The following is a 16,481-nucleotide window of genomic DNA, read 5'->3' on the forward strand; positions in this document are numbered from 1 at the left end:
ATTCCGGCGAACTCTACGCTGGTGTTTGAAGTGGAACTGCTGGATATCAAGGCAGACGCTGATGCCAAACCGGCCGCTAAAGCAGAAAAACCTGCTGCTCAGAAAAGCGCTAAATAACACGCGCTAATGTTATAGCAGAGTCAGCCGTGGGGTAACCCGCGGCTTTTTTTCAGGAAAGCAGTGGCGGGAAGGTGACCTCTGCCAGCGTTCCGTTGCCCTCTCGCAGGTTGCTGAGCGTTAAAGCGCCATGGTGCAGTTGCGCCACTCGAGTGACAATACTCAACCCCAGCCCGATGCCGCCGTAGCGCGTGTCCATACGAACAAATGCCTTGCTCAATTCGCCGACTTTGCTTTCATCAATGCCTGGTCCTTGGTCACACACCTGCAGGGTGACTTGCGGACCTGCAAGCAGTCGGACTGTTATGGTGCTCGCTCGTGGACTGTAGCGGTGGGCATTTTCGATCAAATTGCGTAGCAATAGCTGTAGCAGTGTGGCATCACCCTGAATGGCGACATTATCTTTACTGAGTTGCCAGTCAATATGTTGATCGCGCTGATTAGCCATCTCTTCAAGCACATCTCGCATGGGAGTAATGACATCTTGCACCAGTGAAATCTGTTGGTAGCGCCCTGCGGAGAATGCTACTGCAGCACGAGCCAGTTGCAGTAACTGTTCAATGGTGTGTGTCATGGTATCAATGCGTGCAATCAGCGGTTGACAATCGATCCCTTGACGCTGCTGGAGTTCTAGGTGCAGCCGTACTCCCGCCAGCGGGGTACGTAATTCGTGTGCGACATCAGCGGTAAATTGGCGTTCTCGTTCCAGCGTGTCATTCAAGCGCACGAAGAGTTGGTTCATGGAATGGGTCACGGCGGCTATCTCTTCCACCTGCTGATAGTCGGCAATTGGTTCCAGATTTTCCGCGCTGCGATTGCCTAATTCGGTGGCGAGGCGCGACAGTGGCCGCGTAATCCAGTTCACGGCCTGAATAGACAGAAGCAGGGAAGCCAGCACCATAACCAGACTGGGTATACTGAGCGAGGCGATCGATTCGCGTATTTCCGTTGCGATATGTTCGCTGCGCGCGTGTTCACTCAGCGTCTTATCCACCAAAAACTCGATCTGTTCCTTACTTTCATGCCATAGCCAGGCGACACTGATAAGCTGACACGTCAGCAAAATACATCCCAGTGCGATGATAAGCCGCCAGCGCATGCTGGCCGCAGGGGGAGACATCGAACTGAAAATGCGTTTCATGCTTCATCCTCGGTAGTGAACAGGTAGCCGAAGCCACGCAAGGTACGGATGCGCGCTTTGCCTATTTTCTGTCGTAAATGATGAACGTGAACTTCCAGTGAGTTTGAGGCAGGATCGTCATTCCAACTGTAGATATCCTGATGCAGCAGCTCACGGTGAACGGGCTGACCGGCTTTTAATACCAGCCTTGCGAGAATCGCAAACTCTTTGGGCGTCAGAATAACCGATTCTTGCTTCAGGCTCACCTGTTGCGTCGTGAGGTCAAGACAGAGATCGCCCACCACAACCAGGTTGTCGCTTGCCCCCTGGTGGCGGCGTATCAGGGCTCTGACGCGAGCCAGCAGTTCCGTCAGCGCAAAGGGCTTGACCAGATAATCATCGGCACCGGAATCCAGTCCGCTGACGCGATCGTCGACAGTATCGCGAGCGGTCAGGATTAACACGGGCATATGATGGTGCTGTTTGCGCCAGCGTGCTAGCAACTGCAAACCATCGCCATCCGGTAGCCCGAGATCCAGAACCACCAAACTGTAGGGCGCGCTGTTTAACAGCGCATCCGCCTGTTTGGCTCCGCCCGCGCAGTCGCAGGCGTACCCTTCCAGGCTGAGCGCCAGCAGCAGTCCTTCTTGCAGTAAGGCATCATCTTCTACAATCAACAATCTCATGAAGTGCGATCCCGACATCCCTTGAGGATATCCCATTCAGGCTGATATTCGTTGGTAGTCACATTAAGCATTCCCAGTATGGTGTGAAACAGATTGTCTTGCGAATAACTTTGCGTTTGTGCGCGTTGTCGCAAACATGTCTCTTGCACGGAAAATTGCTGCTGGTAGTCGTGTGATAACCACATCAGCATCGGAATATGCGTTTGTTGTGACGGGGCTACGGCATAGGGCATGCTGTGCAAATAAACACCGTCTTCTCCCAATGATTCTCCATGATCGGAGAGGTAAACCAATGCGGTATTGAACTTATCCTGATGGTTTTTCAGCAGATCGATAGCGTGGTTTAACGTGTTATCCAGATAAAGTAGCGTGTTGTCATAGGTGTTAGTTAACGCCTCTCGGGAACAGTTCTGAATCTGGTTGGTGTCGCAGGTCGGTGTAAAGTGTTTGAACGCCTCAGGATAACGTTTGTAATAGGCTGGCCCGTGACTGCCAATCGTGTGTAGCACAATAATGGCATCGCTATTCAGTTGATTGATATGTTCTTCTACACCAGTGAACAGCGCCTCATCGTAGCATTCTTCGCCACTGCATAAGCCCGGCGCTGCAATGCTGGGAATGTCTATGTTGGGAACCCGATCGCAGGCGCCCTTGCATCCGCCGTCATTTTCCTCCCACAGGACATTGATGCCCGCGCGTTGAACAATATCCAACAGCCCTTCCTGATGGCTGGCCAGTGCGGCATCGTATTGTGTGCGTGGCATATTAGAGAACATGCAGGGCACAGAGACTCCGGTTGAAGTACCGCACGATTGGGTATTAGGAAAATAGATTACGTTGGCTTTTTTCAACTGCGGGTTGGTCTCTTTGCCGTATCCTCCCAGAGAGAAGTTTTCCGCGCGAGAGGTTTCGCCTACCACTAAAATAATCAGGTTTTTCTTACCATTGGCAGGGCGGGCACCTTGGTGAGCATCCAGGCCGATTTGTACTAACGGTTGGTTAGCCTGCGCCCGATGCTTAAAGTAAGAAAGATTGGCGGCTATCACATTGCTGGGAGTAATAGATTTCACCAACTCCTTGTTATTTCGCATTAATGATGCGTAATCTTTGTAAAATAGCGCAGCGACGAGCAATATTGTCAACACTGACAGTGCGATAATCAAAAAGCGCTGACCCATACTGACCATGGTAAATGCCGTCGGCTTTATTTTTACCCATAAGGCGAAGCCAGCAGGCAAGACGCCGAACAGCAATACAGAGAGTGCCAACTGCGGCGTAAACAGATCGACAGATTCCGACACGTTGGTTTCCATCACATTCTGTATCATGGTGCGGTCAATAATAATGCTGTAGTTCAGCATGAAATATTGCACTGAAGCGCCCGCGACCAGCAGCGCAGCAATCGCCCATTGACGCAGATAGGGAATGGCGAACAGAGTAAAGACGATATTCAGTACGGCGAAAATCACCAACGGCATGCTCAGGAAAAAAGGCAGCGTGTCACGCTGGCTGAAATCCAGCAGGTGCAGCGTTTGACGATAGTAAGCAACGTTTTGCACCAGCGTCATAAAGGCGGAGAAAAACAGCACGTAGCCGATGCTTGTCCATTCCGGGCGGGAAAAGGTAAAACGAATTTTCATGGCTATCTCAATGAATAAAGACAAAATGAGTGATTGCGCGTGACGGTAAGATATTAAAATTAAGCCAACCTTAAGACGGCGTTCAGATGTCGTGTAAAAGGAGGTAGAACCGTGAAATGCGGGGACGGGAGAAGGGACATTTGGTAGACTTAATGTCCTGTCGATGGTGAGTGCCTAAACATTTAAGGCCATTAAATAGATGATGTCGAGGATGGTGTCAGCCATGTCAAATTCGCTTGTGTCTGGCGAATCAAATGAAATTGATTTGTTGGAGGAACGGCCGTTTAACCCGACGGACCATGAGATCCTGAAATCTTACGAGGCGGTGGTAGACGGTCTGGCGATGCTGATCGGTGAACACTGTGAAATCGTGTTGCATGCGTTAGAGGATCTTAAATGCTCTGCGGTACGCATTGCCAACGGTGAACACACCGGGCGTAAAATCGGTTCACCGATTACCGATCTGGCGTTGCGTATGTTGCACGATATGGCGGGAGAAGACAGTAGCGTATCCAAAGCGTACTTCACTCGAGCCAAAAGTGGCGTACTGATGAAATCGGTCACTATCGCCATTCGTAACCGCGAGCAGCGTGTGATCGGCCTACTGTGCATCAACATGAATCTTGATGTGCCTTTTTCCCAGATTGTGCAGACATTTATTCCGCCGGAAACCCATGAAGTGGCCTCCTCGGTGAACTTTGCTTCCTCCGTGGACGATCTCGTTGCGCAGACGCTCGAGTTCTCGATTGAAGAAGTGAACGCGGATCGCAATGTTTCTAACAATGCCAAGAACCGGCAAATTGTGCTGAACCTCTATGAAAAGGGTATTTTCGATATCAAGGACGCGATCAATCAGGTGGCGGATCGCCTGAATATTTCCAAGCACACCGTTTATCTCTACATTCGCCAGTTTAAAAACGGTGATTTCAGCGGGCACGACCGCTAATGTTGCGTTATTGCCTCTTGGTGACAGGCCCGGCATACGGTACACAGCAGGCGAGTAGCGCACTGCTGTTTGCCCGGGCGTTGATCGCGCAAGGGCACAGCCTGGAAAGCGTGTTTTTTTATCGGGAAGGGGTGTTGAACGCCAGTCAACTGACGTCCCCCGCTAATGATGAGTTTGATGTGACGCGTGCGTGGCAGCAGTTAGGGGCAACGCATCAGGTGGCGCTGAATGTTTGCGTGGCTGCCGCGCTGCGTCGAGGCGTTACGGACAGCGAACAGGCGAGGCTGCTTGAACTGCCCGCCGCCAATCTGCAACCGGGGTTTTCACTGAGCGGGTTAGGTGAACTGGCCCGGTCTGTGTTGACGTGCGATCGCGTCGTACAGTTTTAAGGAGCGATAATGAAGCGCATCGCTTTTTTGTTTACCCATGCTCCGCACGGCGACGCGTCAGGGCGAGAAGGGCTGGATGCTTTATTGGCCACCTCCGCGCTGAGCGATGACATCGGCGTGTTTTTTATCGGTGACGGTGTGCTGCAACTGCTGCCCGGCCAGCAGCCTGATACCATTCTGATGCGTAACTACATTGCCACGTTTGGCGTGTTACCGCTGTACGATATTGAGCGCTGCTATCTGTGCGGCGCGTCTGCCGATCAGCGCGGCCTGAGCGCGGATACCAACTGGGTGATTGACGTTGAACGGCTCACGTCGGATGCCTTGCGTGCAACGCTTGCTGACTATGACACTGTCCTTACGTTCTAATTTGAGAGTGCTTTATTGGAGAGTGCTACGCCTATGCAGCCTGTAACCCAACCTCTGAAAACGCGCTTACACACGCTTTCCCGATCGCCCTATCACACCGATATCGACGCGATGTTGCGTTGTGTGCTGCCGCAGGATGCGCTGCTGCTGCTGCAAGACGGCGTCATTGCCGCGTTGGCGCAGGGGAACGTGGTGGCGCGCCTGCTGGCATTGGGCATTCCTGTCTACGCGTTGCAGGAAGATGTGGACGCCCGTGGGTTGGCAGAACAAATATCACCCCGTATTCTGCTGGTCAACTATACTGAATTTGTCCGGCTGACCGCCCAACACGCTGTGCAACTGGCGTGGTGATGCTGAAATTTTGACTATTTCTTGACTCCTTTCACCGTCAGCCCTAAAATTCTGCGTCCCCATATTTTACTCTGTAATATATGGGGCGATTTATCACGTGTTTACGAAGCGAAATAAAAACCAGGAGTTTTTAATGGCAACAATTAACCAGCTGGTTCGCAAACCGCGCTCTCTGAAGGTTGCAAAAAGCAACGTTCCTGCGCTGGAAGCGTGCCCGCAAAAACGTGGTGTATGTACTCGTGTATATACCACCACTCCGAAAAAACCAAACTCCGCACTGCGTAAAGTATGCCGTGTGCGTTTGACTAACGGTTTTGAAGTGACTTCCTACATTGGTGGTGAAGGTCACAACCTGCAGGAGCACTCCGTGATCCTGATCCGTGGCGGTCGTGTTAAAGACCTCCCGGGTGTGCGTTACCACACCGTACGTGGTGCACTGGACTGCTCTGGTGTTAAAGATCGTAAGCAGAGCCGTTCCAAGTACGGCGTTAAGCGTCCCAAGGCTTAATGGTTCTCCGTTAAGTAAGGCCAAACGTTTTAACTTAAATGTCAAACTAAACTCGTAGAGTTTTGGACAATCCTGAATTAACAACGGAGTATTTCCATGCCACGTCGTCGCGTCATTGGTCAACGTAAAATTCTGCCGGATCCTAAGTTCGGATCTGAATTACTGGCCAAATTTGTAAATATTCTGATGGTAGACGGTAAAAAATCTACTGCAGAAGCAATCGTCTATACCGCGCTGGAAACCCTGGCACAGCGTTCTGGTAAAAACGAACTGGAAGCTTTCGAAGTCGCTCTGGACAACGTTCGTCCGACTGTCGAAGTTAAGTCCCGCCGTGTAGGTGGTTCAACTTACCAGGTTCCGGTTGAAGTCCGTCCGGTCCGTCGTAATGCCTTGGCAATGCGTTGGATCGTTGAAGCTGCTCGTAAACGCGGTGATAAATCGATGGCTTTGCGCCTGGCGAACGAACTTTCTGATGCAGCAGACAACAAAGGTACTGCTGTTAAGAAACGTGAAGACGTTCACCGCATGGCCGAAGCCAACAAGGCGTTCGCTCACTACCGCTGGTAATTCCTGCGGGCTAACCAGGCGGGCGTGCTTTGCGGCCCGCTCGTTTGCGTTAACTGATGAATTGAACGTCCGAAGATATAGAGGAAACAAATGGCTCGTACAACACCCATTGCACGCTACCGTAATATCGGTATCAGTGCACACATCGACGCCGGTAAAACCACCACGACAGAACGTATTCTGTTCTACACAGGTGTAAACCACAAAATCGGTGAAGTTCACGACGGCGCCGCCACGATGGACTGGATGGAGCAGGAACAAGAGCGTGGTATCACCATTACCTCCGCTGCGACTACTGCGTTCTGGTCTGGTATGGCGAAGCAGTTTGAGCCGCACCGCGTAAACATCATCGACACCCCGGGACACGTTGACTTCACTATCGAAGTAGAACGTTCCATGCGTGTTCTTGATGGTGCTGTCATGGTTTACTGTGCTGTTGGTGGTGTTCAGCCGCAGTCTGAAACCGTATGGCGTCAGGCTAACAAATACAAGGTTCCGCGCATCGCGTTCGTTAACAAAATGGACCGTATGGGCGCGAACTTCCTGAAGGTCGTTGGTCAGATCAAATCCCGTTTGGGCGCGAACCCGGTTCCGCTGCAATTGGCGATTGGTGCTGAAGAAGGTTTCACCGGTGTTGTTGACCTGGTGAAAATGAAAGCGATCAACTGGAACGAAGCCGACCAAGGCGTCACCTTCGAATACGAAGATATCCCGGCTGACATGCAGGAACTGGCTGACGAATGGCACCAGAACCTGATCGAATCCGCTGCGGAAGCTTCCGAAGAGCTGATGGAGAAATACCTGGGCGGTGAAGAACTGACTGAAGAAGAGATCAAGAAAGCTCTGCGTCAGCGCGTTCTGAACAACGAAATCATTCTGGTTACCTGTGGTTCAGCCTTTAAAAACAAAGGCGTACAGGCAATGCTGGATGCGGTAGTTGATTACCTGCCATCTCCGGTTGATGTACCGGCGATCAACGGTATGCTGGATGACGGTAAAGACACACCGGCTGAACGTCACGCAAGTGATGACGAGCCGTTTGCTGCACTGGCATTCAAAATTGCTACCGACCCGTTTGTGGGTAACCTGACGTTCTTCCGCGTATACTCCGGTGTGGTTAACTCCGGTGATACCGTGCTGAACTCCGTGAAAGCAGCGCGTGAGCGTTTTGGCCGTATCGTTCAGATGCACGCCAACAAACGTGAAGAGATCAAAGAAGTTCGCGCAGGCGACATCGCGGCAGCTATCGGTCTGAAAGACGTAACGACAGGTGATACCCTGTGCGATCCGGATTCTCCGATTATCCTGGAACGTATGGAATTCCCTGAGCCGGTTATCTCTATCGCCGTTGAACCGAAAACCAAAGCTGACCAGGAAAAAATGGGTCTGGCTCTGGGCCGTCTGGCGAAAGAAGACCCGTCCTTCCGCGTATGGACTGACGAAGAAACGAATCAGACCATCATCGCTGGTATGGGTGAGCTGCACCTCGACATCATCGTTGACCGTATGAAGCGTGAATTCAACGTTGAAGCGAACGTCGGTAAACCTCAGGTTGCTTACCGTGAAGCGATTCGCGCGAAAGTTACCGATATCGAAGGTAAACACGCCAAGCAGTCTGGTGGTCGTGGTCAGTACGGTCACGTGGTTATCGACATGTATCCGTTGGAGCCGGGCTCAAATCCGAAAGGTTACGAGTTCATCAACGACATCAAGGGTGGTGTAATTCCTGGCGAATACATCCCTGCCGTTGATAAAGGCATCCAGGAACAGCTGAAAGCGGGCCCGCTGGCGGGTTACCCGGTGGTCGATCTCGGCGTGCGTCTGCATTTCGGTTCTTACCATGACGTTGACTCCTCCGAGCTGGCGTTTAAACTGGCTGCGTCTATCGCCTTTAAAGATGGCTTCAAAAAAGCAAAACCTGTTCTGCTTGAGCCGATCATGAAGGTTGAAGTAGAAACGCCGGAAGAGAACACGGGTGACGTCATCGGTGACCTTAGCCGTCGTCGTGGTATGCTGCGTGGTCAGGAATCTAACGTCACTGGCGTTGTGATTCATGCTGAAGTTCCGCTGTCTGAAATGTTCGGATACGCAACTCAACTGCGTTCTCTGACTAAAGGCCGTGCTTCTTACTCCATGGAGTTCCTGAAGTACGATGATGCGCCGAACAACGTTGCTCAGGCCGTTATTGAAGCCCGTAGTAAGTAATACTCGGGTTTAACACATTGATCCCATGTCCTCTCCACAGGGGAGGATATTTGAGTAAGGAATATAGCCGTGTCTAAAGAAAAATTTGAACGTACCAAACCCCACGTTAACGTCGGTACTATCGGCCACGTTGACCATGGTAAAACCACGCTGACCGCAGCGATCACCACCGTACTGGCTAAAACCTACGGCGGTAGCGCGCGTGCATTCGATCAGATCGATAACGCGCCGGAAGAAAAAGCACGTGGTATCACCATCAACACCTCTCACGTTGAATACGACACCCCGACCCGTCACTACGCACACGTTGACTGCCCGGGACACGCCGACTACGTGAAAAACATGATCACCGGTGCTGCCCAGATGGACGGCGCGATCCTGGTTGTTGCTGCGACTGACGGCCCGATGCCGCAGACTCGTGAGCACATCCTGCTGGGTCGTCAGGTTGGCGTTCCGTACATCATCGTGTTCCTGAACAAATGTGACATGGTTGATGACGAAGAGCTGCTGGAACTGGTTGAAATGGAAGTGCGTGAGCTGCTGTCTCAGTACGACTTCCCGGGTGATGATACCCCGATCGTTCGTGGTTCAGCGCTGAAAGCACTGGAAGGCGAAGCAGAGTGGGAAGCTAAAATCATCGAACTGGCTGGCTACCTGGATTCCTACATCCCAGAACCAGAGCGTGCGATTGACCGTCCGTTCCTGCTGCCTATCGAAGACGTATTCTCCATCTCCGGCCGTGGTACTGTTGTTACCGGTCGTGTAGAGCGCGGTATCGTTAAAGTCGGTGAAGAAGTTGAAATCGTTGGTATCAAAGACACCGCGAAATCAACTTGTACTGGCGTTGAAATGTTCCGCAAACTGCTGGACGAAGGCCGTGCGGGTGAGAACGTTGGTGTTCTGCTGCGTGGTATCAAACGTGAAGAAATCGAACGTGGTCAGGTACTGGCTAAGCCGGGTTCCATCAAGCCGCACACCCAGTTCGAATCTGAAGTGTATATCCTGAGCAAAGATGAAGGTGGCCGTCATACGCCGTTCTTCAAAGGCTACCGTCCTCAGTTCTACTTCCGTACTACTGACGTAACGGGCACCATCGAACTGCCGGAAGGCGTTGAAATGGTAATGCCGGGCGACAACATCAAAATGGTTGTTACCCTGATCCACCCGATCGCGATGGACGACGGCTTGCGTTTCGCTATCCGTGAAGGCGGCCGTACTGTTGGCGCGGGCGTTGTTGCTAAAGTTATCGCTTAATTGTCGAGAGCTTAAGTAACACAGCGTTGCTGTGAAAAAAGGACACTTCGGTGTCCTTTTTTTATGCGCGTTGACAAAACTGTAATTGAAATAGAAACCATTCTTATTTACACTTTCATTGACTGTTTTATCGTCACTTTTGCGACTGCCGTGCGGAAGGTAGCAACGAAAGAGGGTGTGGGTCCGCGACTGAGAGAATGAGTTATCCCGTATGTATGTTTGCCTGTGTAATGCCATTTCCGATAAAGTTATTCGGCACGCTGTTCGCCAGCATCAACCCCGCTCGCTCAATCAACTGCGCCAGTTAATGCCTATTGGCAGCGACTGCGGCAAGTGTATTCGCCAGGCTCGCCTGATTATGGAAGAAGAGCAGGCGATGTTGTCACCCATCTCTGACGTTGCGTAATTGACGCTGTTATTGAAACCGCACAAAATGTAGGCGATTTCGTTGACTCTCTCCCCTCCAGTTCTACACTTTTAAGACCTGGAGCGAAGGAGCAATGTCATGAAAGGCGATAAAAAAGTCATAGCACATCTAAATAAGTTACTGGGTAATGAGCTGGTTGCGATTAACCAGTACTTTTTGCATGCCCGTATGTTTAAAAACTGGGGACTGACCCGTCTTGACCAGCACGAATACCATGAATCCATCGATGAAATGAAACATGCCGACCGTTATATCGAGCGTATCCTGTTTCTTGAAGGGGTCCCCAACCTGCAAGATCTCGGAAAGCTCAATATTGGCGAGGATGTCGAAGAGATACTGCGTTCTGACCTGAAGCTGGAGTTGGATGGCGCCAAGGATTTGCGCGAGGGAATCGCGTTTATGGATTCGGTGCGTGATTATGTCAGCCGTGATTTGCTGATTGAAATCCTGGCCGATGAAGAAGGGCACATCGACTGGATTGAGACGGAACTTGACCTGATAGCGCGCCTTGGGCTGCCTAATTATTTGCAAGCGCAGCTAAAAGGGGCGTGATTGTGTAAAACGCGGTTGCTTCCTGAACAGATTTACGTATAATGCGCGGGCCCGTCTGAATTAAGTCGGGCCTGTTACGTTAAATGTAGTGCATGTATGTGTAGTACGTTTACGAGCAGAGACGCCATGCAATAGGCATGGGTCAACAATACTCCCGATTTGGGAGTTATGGCCGAACGATTACACTCCCCCATCAATCGAAATGGGTGTGAGGAGTAATCATTTACGTTTATAAATAATTGGAGCTCTGGTCTCATGCAGAACCAAAGAATCCGTATCCGCCTGAAAGCGTTTGATCATCGTCTGATCGATCAAGCAACCGCGGAAATCGTTGAGACGGCCAAGCGCACTGGTGCGCAAGTACGTGGTCCGATCCCGCTGCCGACCCGCAAAGAGCGCTTTACCGTTCTGATCTCCCCGCACGTCAACAAAGACGCGCGCGATCAGTACGAAATTCGCACTCACAAGCGTCTGGTTGACATCGTTGAGCCAACCGAGAAAACCGTTGATGCTCTGATGCGTCTGGACCTGGCTGCCGGTGTAGACGTGCAGATCAGCCTGGGTTAATCAGGTCATCAAGCGATTGAGAGGTTGATACAATGATTGGTTTAGTCGGTAAAAAAGTGGGCATGACCCGCATCTTCACTGAAGACGGCGTTTCTATCCCTGTAACCGTTATCGAAATTGAAGCAAACCGCGTGACTCAGGTTAAAGACCTGGCTAATGATGGCTACCAGGCTGTACAGGTAACTACCGGTGCTAAAAAAGCAAACCGTGTTACCAAGCCGGAAGCTGGTCATTTTGCTAAAGCGGGTGTTGAAGCTGGCCGCGTCCTGCGCGAATTCCGTCTGTCTGAAGGCGAAGAGTTCACCGTAGGCCAAAGCATCAGCGTTGAAATTTTCGCTGACGTGAAAAAAGTTGACGTTACTGGTACCTCCAAAGGTAAAGGTTTCGCGGGTACTGTTAAACGCTGGAACTTCCGTACTCAGGATGCTACTCACGGTAACTCCTTGTCTCACCGCGTTCCGGGTTCTATCGGTCAGAACCAGACTCCGGGCAAAGTGTTCAAAGGCAAGAAAATGGCTGGTCAGATGGGCAACGAGCGTGTAACCGTTCAGAGTCTGGACGTAGTACGCGTTGACGCTGAGCGCAACCTGCTGCTGGTAAAAGGTGCTGTCCCGGGTGCAACCGGTAGCGACCTGATCGTTAAACCGGCTGTGAAGGCGTAAGGGGATAGCAATGGAATTAGTATTGAAAGACGCGCAAAGCGCGCTGACTGTTTCCGAAACTACCTTCGGCCGTGATTTCAACGAAGCGCTGGTACACCAGGTTGTTGTTGCTTATGCAGCTGGTGCCCGTCAAGGGACTCGTGCTCAGAAGACCCGTGCTGAAGTAACTGGTTCCGGTAAAAAACCGTGGCGTCAGAAAGGTACTGGCCGTGCGCGTTCAGGTTCTATCAAGAGCCCGATCTGGCGTTCCGGTGGTGTGACCTTTGCTGCCAAGCCTCAGGACCACAGTCAAAAAGTAAACAAAAAGATGTACCGCGGCGCGCTGAAAAGCATTCTGTCCGAGCTGGTACGTCAGGATCGTTTGATCGTTGTCGAGCAGTTCTCTGTTGAAGCACCGAAAACCAAGTTGCTGGCGCAGAAACTGAAAGACCTGGCGCTGGACGACGTGCTGATCATCACCGGTGAACTGGATGAGAATCTGTTCCTGGCTGCACGCAACCTGTACAAGGTTGACGTACGCGATGTAGCAGGTATCGATCCGGTTAGCCTGATCGCCTTCGACAAAGTCGTAATGACGGCTGACGCTGTTAAGCAAGTTGAGGAGATGCTGGCATGATCCGTGAAGAACGTCTGCTTAAGGTGCTGACTGCACCTCACGTTTCTGAAAAAGCGTCTACTGCGATGGAAAAACACAACACCATCGTGCTCAAAGTTGCTAAAGACGCGACCAAAGCAGAAATCAAAGCTGCTGTGCAGAAACTGTTTGAAGTCGAAGTCAATGAAGTTCGTACCCTGCTGGTTAAAGGGAAAACGAAGCGTCATGGACAGCGTATCGGTCGTCGTAGCGACTGGAAAAAAGCTTACGTCACCCTGAAAGAAGGCCAGAATCTGGACTTCATCGGCGGCGCAGAGTAAGTCGGAGGAGTAAAGAACAATGGCAATTGTTAAATGTAAACCGACATCTCCGGGTCGTCGCCACGTTGTTAAAGTGGTTAACCAGGAGCTGCACAAGGGCAAACCTTATGCCCCGTTGCTGGAAAAAAACAGCAAATCCGGTGGCCGTAACAACAATGGCCGCATCACTACCCGTCATATCGGTGGTGGCCACAAACAGCAATACCGTATTGTTGACTTCAAACGCAACAAAGATGGTATCCCTGCTGTTGTAGAACGTTTGGAATATGATCCGAACCGTTCCGCCAACATCGCTCTGGTTCTGTACAAAGACGGTGAACGCCGTTATATCCTGGCGCCGAAAGGCTTGAAAGCCGGTGATCAGATCCAGTCTGGCGTTGATGCTGCTATCAAAGCTGGCAACACGTTGCCGATGCGCAATATTCCGGTTGGTTCCACCGTTCACAACGTGGAAATGAAACCGGGTAAAGGCGGTCAGTTGGCGCGTTCTGCTGGTACTTACGTGCAGATCGTTGCACGTGACGGCGCGTATGTGACCCTGCGTCTGCGTTCTGGCGAAATGCGTAAAGTCGAATCTGACTGCCGCGCGACGCTGGGCGAAGTAGGTAACTCGGAGCATATGCTGCGCGTTCTGGGTAAAGCTGGTGCTGCACGCTGGCGCGGGATTCGTCCTACCGTTCGCGGTACGGCAATGAACCCAGTCGACCACCCGCACGGTGGTGGTGAAGGTCGTAACTTTGGTAAGCACCCGGTATCCCCGTGGGGCATTCAGACCAAAGGTAAGAAGACCCGCAGCAACAAGCGTACTGATAAATTCATCGTACGTCGCCGTACTAAATAATATTAGAGGATAAACCATGCCACGTTCTCTCAAGAAAGGTCCCTTTATTGACCTGCACTTGCTGAAGAAGGTAGAGAAAGCGGTGGAAAGCGGTGACAAGAAGCCTCTGCGCACTTGGTCCCGTCGTTCAACGATCTTTCCAACTATGATCGGTTTGACCATCGCTGTCCATAATGGTCGTCAGCACGTTCCAGTATTTGTTTCCGATGAAATGGTCGGTCACAAATTGGGTGAATTTGCGCCGACTCGTACTTATCGCGGTCACGCGGCTGATAAAAAAGCCAAGAAAAAATAAGGTAGGAGGAAGAGATGGAAACTATCGCTAAACATCTTCATGCTCGTTCTTCTGCTCAAAAGGTTCGCCTGGTGGCTGACCTGATTCGCGGTAAGAAAGTGTCGCAAGCTCTGGAAATTCTGACCTACACCAACAAGAAAGCTGCTGGTCTGGTTAAAAAAGTACTGGAGTCTGCCATTGCCAACGCAGAGCACAACGATGGCGCTGACATTGATGATCTGAAAGTTGCGAAAATCTTCGTAGACGAAGGCCCGAGCATGAAGCGCATTATGCCGCGTGCTAAAGGTCGTGCGGATCGCATCCTGAAGCGTACCAGCCACATTTCTGTGGTTGTGTCCGATCGCTGAGACTCTGGAGACTAGCAATGGGTCAGAAAGTACATCCTAATGGTATTCGCCTGGGTATTGTCAAACCTTGGAACTCTACCTGGTATGCGAATACCAAAGAATTCGCTGACAACCTGGACAGCGATTTTAAAGTTCGTAAATACCTGACGAAAGAACTGGAGAAAGCCTCCGTCTCTCGTATCGTTATCGAACGTCCGGCCAAGAGCATCCGTGTGACCATTCACACTGCTCGTCCGGGCATCGTTATCGGTAAAAAAGGTGAAGATGTTGAAAAACTGCGCAAAGTTGTAGCGGATATCGCTGGCGTACCTGCACAGATCAACATCGCAGAAGTTCGCAAGCCGGAACTGGACGCGAAACTGGTTGCTGACAGCATCACTTCTCAGCTGGAACGTCGTGTGATGTTCCGTCGTGCGATGAAGCGTGCCGTTCAGAACGCCATGCGTCTGGGTGCCAAGGGCATTAAAGTTGAAGTCAGTGGCCGCCTGGGCGGTGCTGAAATCGCACGTACCGAATGGTACCGCGAAGGTCGCGTTCCGTTGCACACACTGCGTGCGGATATCGACTACAACACGTCCGAAGCACACACCACTTACGGTGTGATCGGTGTGAAAGTGTGGATCTTCAAAGGTGAGATCCTGGGTGGTATGGCTGCCGTTGAACAACCGGAAAAACCGGCTGCTCAACCTAAAAAGCAGCAGCGTAAAGGCCGCAAGTAAGGAGAGTCGCTGATGTTACAACCAAAGCGTACAAAATTCCGTAAGATGCACAAAGGCCGTAACCGCGGTCTGGCTGCCGGTACGGATGTCAGCTTCGGTACTTTCGGTCTGAAAGCTGTTGGTCGTGGTCGCCTGACCGCTCGCCAAATCGAAGCTGCACGTCGTGCCATGACCCGTGCTGTTAAGCGTCAAGGTAAAATTTGGATCCGAGTATTCCCGGACAAACCAATTACCGAGAAACCGCTTGAAGTACGTATGGGTAAAGGTAAAGGTAACGTGGAATATTGGGTTGCCTTGATTCAGCCAGGTAAAGTCCTGTACGAAATGGACGGTGTGCCGGAAGAGTTAGCCCGTGAGGCATTCCAACTGGCAGCAGCGAAACTGCCGATCAAAACCACCTTTGTAACTAAGACGGTGATGTAATGAAAGCAAATGAGCTGCGTGAAAAGAGCGTTGAAGAGCTGAACACCGAGCTGCTCGAACTGCTGCGCGAGCAATTTAACTTGCGTATGCAAGCGGCCAGTGGTCAGTTGCAACAGACTCACCTGGTAAAACAAGTGCGTCGCAATATTGCACGTGTTAAGACTTTACTGACTCAGAAGGCGGGTGCGTAATGAGCGATAATATCCGTACTCTGCAAGGTCGTGTTGTGAGCGACAAAATGGAGAAATCCATGGTTGTTGCAATCGAACGTTTTGTGAAACACCCTCTGTATGGGAAATTCATCAAACGTACGACCAAACTGCACGTACATGATGAGAACAACGAATGCGGTATCGGTGACGTGGTTGAAATCCGCGAATGCCGTCCGCTGTCCAAAACTAAGTCTTGGACGTTGGTTCGCGTTGTAGAGAAAGCGATTCTGTAATACAGTATTGCTCTTCTTGAAAACGATAAACGGCTCTGCAAAGGGCCGTTTATTTTTTCTACCCTTGGTCGAAAAGCGGTGTTATAATGCTGCGCCCTCGATTCTGGGGTATTAATGACCCGTAAGGGTTCGAAAA

24 protein-coding genes and 1 pseudogene are annotated in these 16,481 nt (G+C 51.2%); 22 read left to right on the forward strand and 3 right to left on the reverse strand.

Translation table 11 applies throughout. The features are described 5' to 3' along the window. Positions 1–117: pseudogene (locus J5224_RS17575) on the forward strand (FKBP-type peptidyl-prolyl cis-trans isomerase FkpA); the annotation flags it as partial. Between the two features lie 52 nt (positions 118–169). Here the strand turns inward: J5224_RS17575 and pmrB are convergent. From pmrB to eptA, 3 genes are read right to left on the reverse strand one after another with little or no spacing between them, the layout of a single operon-like run. Next, on the reverse strand, positions 170–1,258 hold the full coding sequence (pmrB, locus tag J5224_RS17580; RefSeq protein ID WP_264626607.1) for a two-component system sensor histidine kinase PmrB: 1,089 nt from the start codon (positions 1,256–1,258) through the stop codon (positions 170–172). Then, positions 1,255–1,923: a two-component system response regulator PmrA gene (gene pmrA / locus J5224_RS17585; protein WP_264626608.1), complete on the reverse strand. Its 669-nt coding sequence runs from the start codon at positions 1,921–1,923 to the stop codon at positions 1,255–1,257. The genes pmrB and pmrA overlap by 4 nt, the downstream gene beginning before the upstream one ends. After that, positions 1,920–3,563, reverse strand: a complete 1,644-nt coding sequence (gene eptA / locus J5224_RS17590) for a phosphoethanolamine transferase EptA (protein ID WP_264626609.1) — start codon at positions 3,561–3,563, stop codon at positions 1,920–1,922. The genes pmrA and eptA overlap by 4 nt, the downstream gene beginning before the upstream one ends. 223 nt (positions 3,564–3,786) lie before the next feature. Between eptA and J5224_RS17595 the strand changes: the two genes are divergently transcribed. From J5224_RS17595 to rpsQ, 21 genes are all read left to right on the forward strand, one after another. Further along, on the forward strand, positions 3,787–4,509 hold the full coding sequence (locus J5224_RS17595; protein ID WP_222158745.1) for a transcriptional regulator: 723 nt from the start codon (positions 3,787–3,789) through the stop codon (positions 4,507–4,509). Then, a complete protein-coding gene (gene tusD, locus J5224_RS17600; RefSeq protein WP_264626610.1) occupies positions 4,509–4,898 on the forward strand; it encodes a sulfurtransferase complex subunit TusD in 390 nt (129 codons plus the stop codon). The genes J5224_RS17595 and tusD overlap by 1 nt, the downstream gene beginning before the upstream one ends. Before the next feature lie 9 nt (positions 4,899–4,907). Then, positions 4,908–5,267, forward strand: a complete 360-nt coding sequence (tusC, locus tag J5224_RS17605; protein WP_264626611.1) for a sulfurtransferase complex subunit TusC — start codon at positions 4,908–4,910, stop codon at positions 5,265–5,267. 33 nt (positions 5,268–5,300) lie between these two features. Further along, positions 5,301–5,618: a sulfurtransferase complex subunit TusB gene (gene tusB, locus J5224_RS17610; RefSeq protein WP_264626612.1), complete on the forward strand. Its 318-nt coding sequence runs from the start codon at positions 5,301–5,303 to the stop codon at positions 5,616–5,618. 133 nt (positions 5,619–5,751) lie between these two features. Beyond that, positions 5,752–6,126: a 30S ribosomal protein S12 gene (gene rpsL, locus J5224_RS17615; protein WP_195315730.1), complete on the forward strand. Its 375-nt coding sequence runs from the start codon at positions 5,752–5,754 to the stop codon at positions 6,124–6,126. A gap of 96 nt (positions 6,127–6,222) precedes the next feature. Next, on the forward strand, positions 6,223–6,693 hold the full coding sequence (rpsG, locus tag J5224_RS17620; RefSeq protein WP_195315729.1) for a 30S ribosomal protein S7: 471 nt from the start codon (positions 6,223–6,225) through the stop codon (positions 6,691–6,693). A 90-nt stretch (positions 6,694–6,783) separates the two neighbouring features. After that, positions 6,784–8,898 (forward strand): elongation factor G, encoded by a 2,115-nt coding sequence (gene fusA / locus J5224_RS17625; protein WP_264626613.1) that lies wholly within the window; start codon positions 6,784–6,786, stop codon positions 8,896–8,898. A gap of 69 nt (positions 8,899–8,967) precedes the next feature. Continuing rightward, positions 8,968–10,152 (forward strand): elongation factor Tu, encoded by a 1,185-nt coding sequence (gene tuf / locus J5224_RS17630; RefSeq protein ID WP_264626614.1) that lies wholly within the window; start codon positions 8,968–8,970, stop codon positions 10,150–10,152. A gap of 211 nt (positions 10,153–10,363) precedes the next feature. Beyond that, complete coding sequence (gene bfd, locus J5224_RS17635) at positions 10,364–10,558, forward strand: bacterioferritin-associated ferredoxin (RefSeq protein WP_264626615.1); 195 nt, start codon at positions 10,364–10,366, stop codon at positions 10,556–10,558. Between the two features lie 99 nt (positions 10,559–10,657). Continuing rightward, a complete protein-coding gene (gene bfr, locus J5224_RS17640) occupies positions 10,658–11,131 on the forward strand; it encodes a bacterioferritin (protein WP_264626616.1) in 474 nt (157 codons plus the stop codon). A 255-nt stretch (positions 11,132–11,386) separates the two neighbouring features. Continuing rightward, on the forward strand, positions 11,387–11,698 hold the full coding sequence (rpsJ, locus tag J5224_RS17645; protein WP_140554275.1) for a 30S ribosomal protein S10: 312 nt from the start codon (positions 11,387–11,389) through the stop codon (positions 11,696–11,698). Positions 11,699–11,730: 32 nt separating this feature from the next. Beyond that, positions 11,731–12,360 (forward strand): 50S ribosomal protein L3, encoded by a 630-nt coding sequence (gene rplC / locus J5224_RS17650; RefSeq protein WP_264626617.1) that lies wholly within the window; start codon positions 11,731–11,733, stop codon positions 12,358–12,360. 10 nt (positions 12,361–12,370) lie between these two features. Beyond that, positions 12,371–12,976, forward strand: a complete 606-nt coding sequence (gene rplD / locus J5224_RS17655; protein ID WP_222158736.1) for a 50S ribosomal protein L4 — start codon at positions 12,371–12,373, stop codon at positions 12,974–12,976. Beyond that, positions 12,973–13,275, forward strand: coding sequence for a 50S ribosomal protein L23 (gene rplW / locus J5224_RS17660; protein WP_195316357.1), 303 nt, complete (start codon positions 12,973–12,975; stop codon positions 13,273–13,275). Before rplD ends, rplW begins: the two co-directional genes overlap by 4 nt. Before the next feature lie 19 nt (positions 13,276–13,294). Next, positions 13,295–14,116, forward strand: a complete 822-nt coding sequence (gene rplB, locus J5224_RS17665) for a 50S ribosomal protein L2 (RefSeq protein WP_264626618.1) — start codon at positions 13,295–13,297, stop codon at positions 14,114–14,116. 16 nt (positions 14,117–14,132) lie between these two features. After that, positions 14,133–14,411: a 30S ribosomal protein S19 gene (gene rpsS, locus J5224_RS17670; RefSeq protein WP_161133058.1), complete on the forward strand. Its 279-nt coding sequence runs from the start codon at positions 14,133–14,135 to the stop codon at positions 14,409–14,411. Between the two features lie 14 nt (positions 14,412–14,425). Next, positions 14,426–14,758: a 50S ribosomal protein L22 gene (gene rplV, locus J5224_RS17675; RefSeq protein ID WP_196908040.1), complete on the forward strand. Its 333-nt coding sequence runs from the start codon at positions 14,426–14,428 to the stop codon at positions 14,756–14,758. A 17-nt stretch (positions 14,759–14,775) separates the two neighbouring features. Continuing rightward, positions 14,776–15,477 carry a 30S ribosomal protein S3 gene (rpsC, locus tag J5224_RS17680; protein ID WP_005970274.1) on the forward strand — a complete coding sequence of 234 codons (702 nt, stop codon included), beginning with the start codon at positions 14,776–14,778 and terminating at the stop codon, positions 15,475–15,477. A 12-nt stretch (positions 15,478–15,489) separates the two neighbouring features. After that, entirely contained in the window at positions 15,490–15,900 is a 411-nt protein-coding gene (gene rplP, locus J5224_RS17685) for a 50S ribosomal protein L16 (protein ID WP_009111208.1), read from the forward strand. After that, complete coding sequence (gene rpmC / locus J5224_RS17690) at positions 15,900–16,091, forward strand: 50S ribosomal protein L29 (protein ID WP_024107517.1); 192 nt, start codon at positions 15,900–15,902, stop codon at positions 16,089–16,091. Before rplP ends, rpmC begins: the two co-directional genes overlap by 1 nt. After that, on the forward strand, positions 16,091–16,345 hold the full coding sequence (gene rpsQ, locus J5224_RS17695; RefSeq protein WP_195316360.1) for a 30S ribosomal protein S17: 255 nt from the start codon (positions 16,091–16,093) through the stop codon (positions 16,343–16,345). The genes rpmC and rpsQ overlap by 1 nt, the downstream gene beginning before the upstream one ends. The last annotated feature ends 136 nt before the right edge of the window (positions 16,346–16,481 follow it).

Source organism: Candidatus Symbiopectobacterium sp. NZEC135 (genome assembly GCF_025962695.1).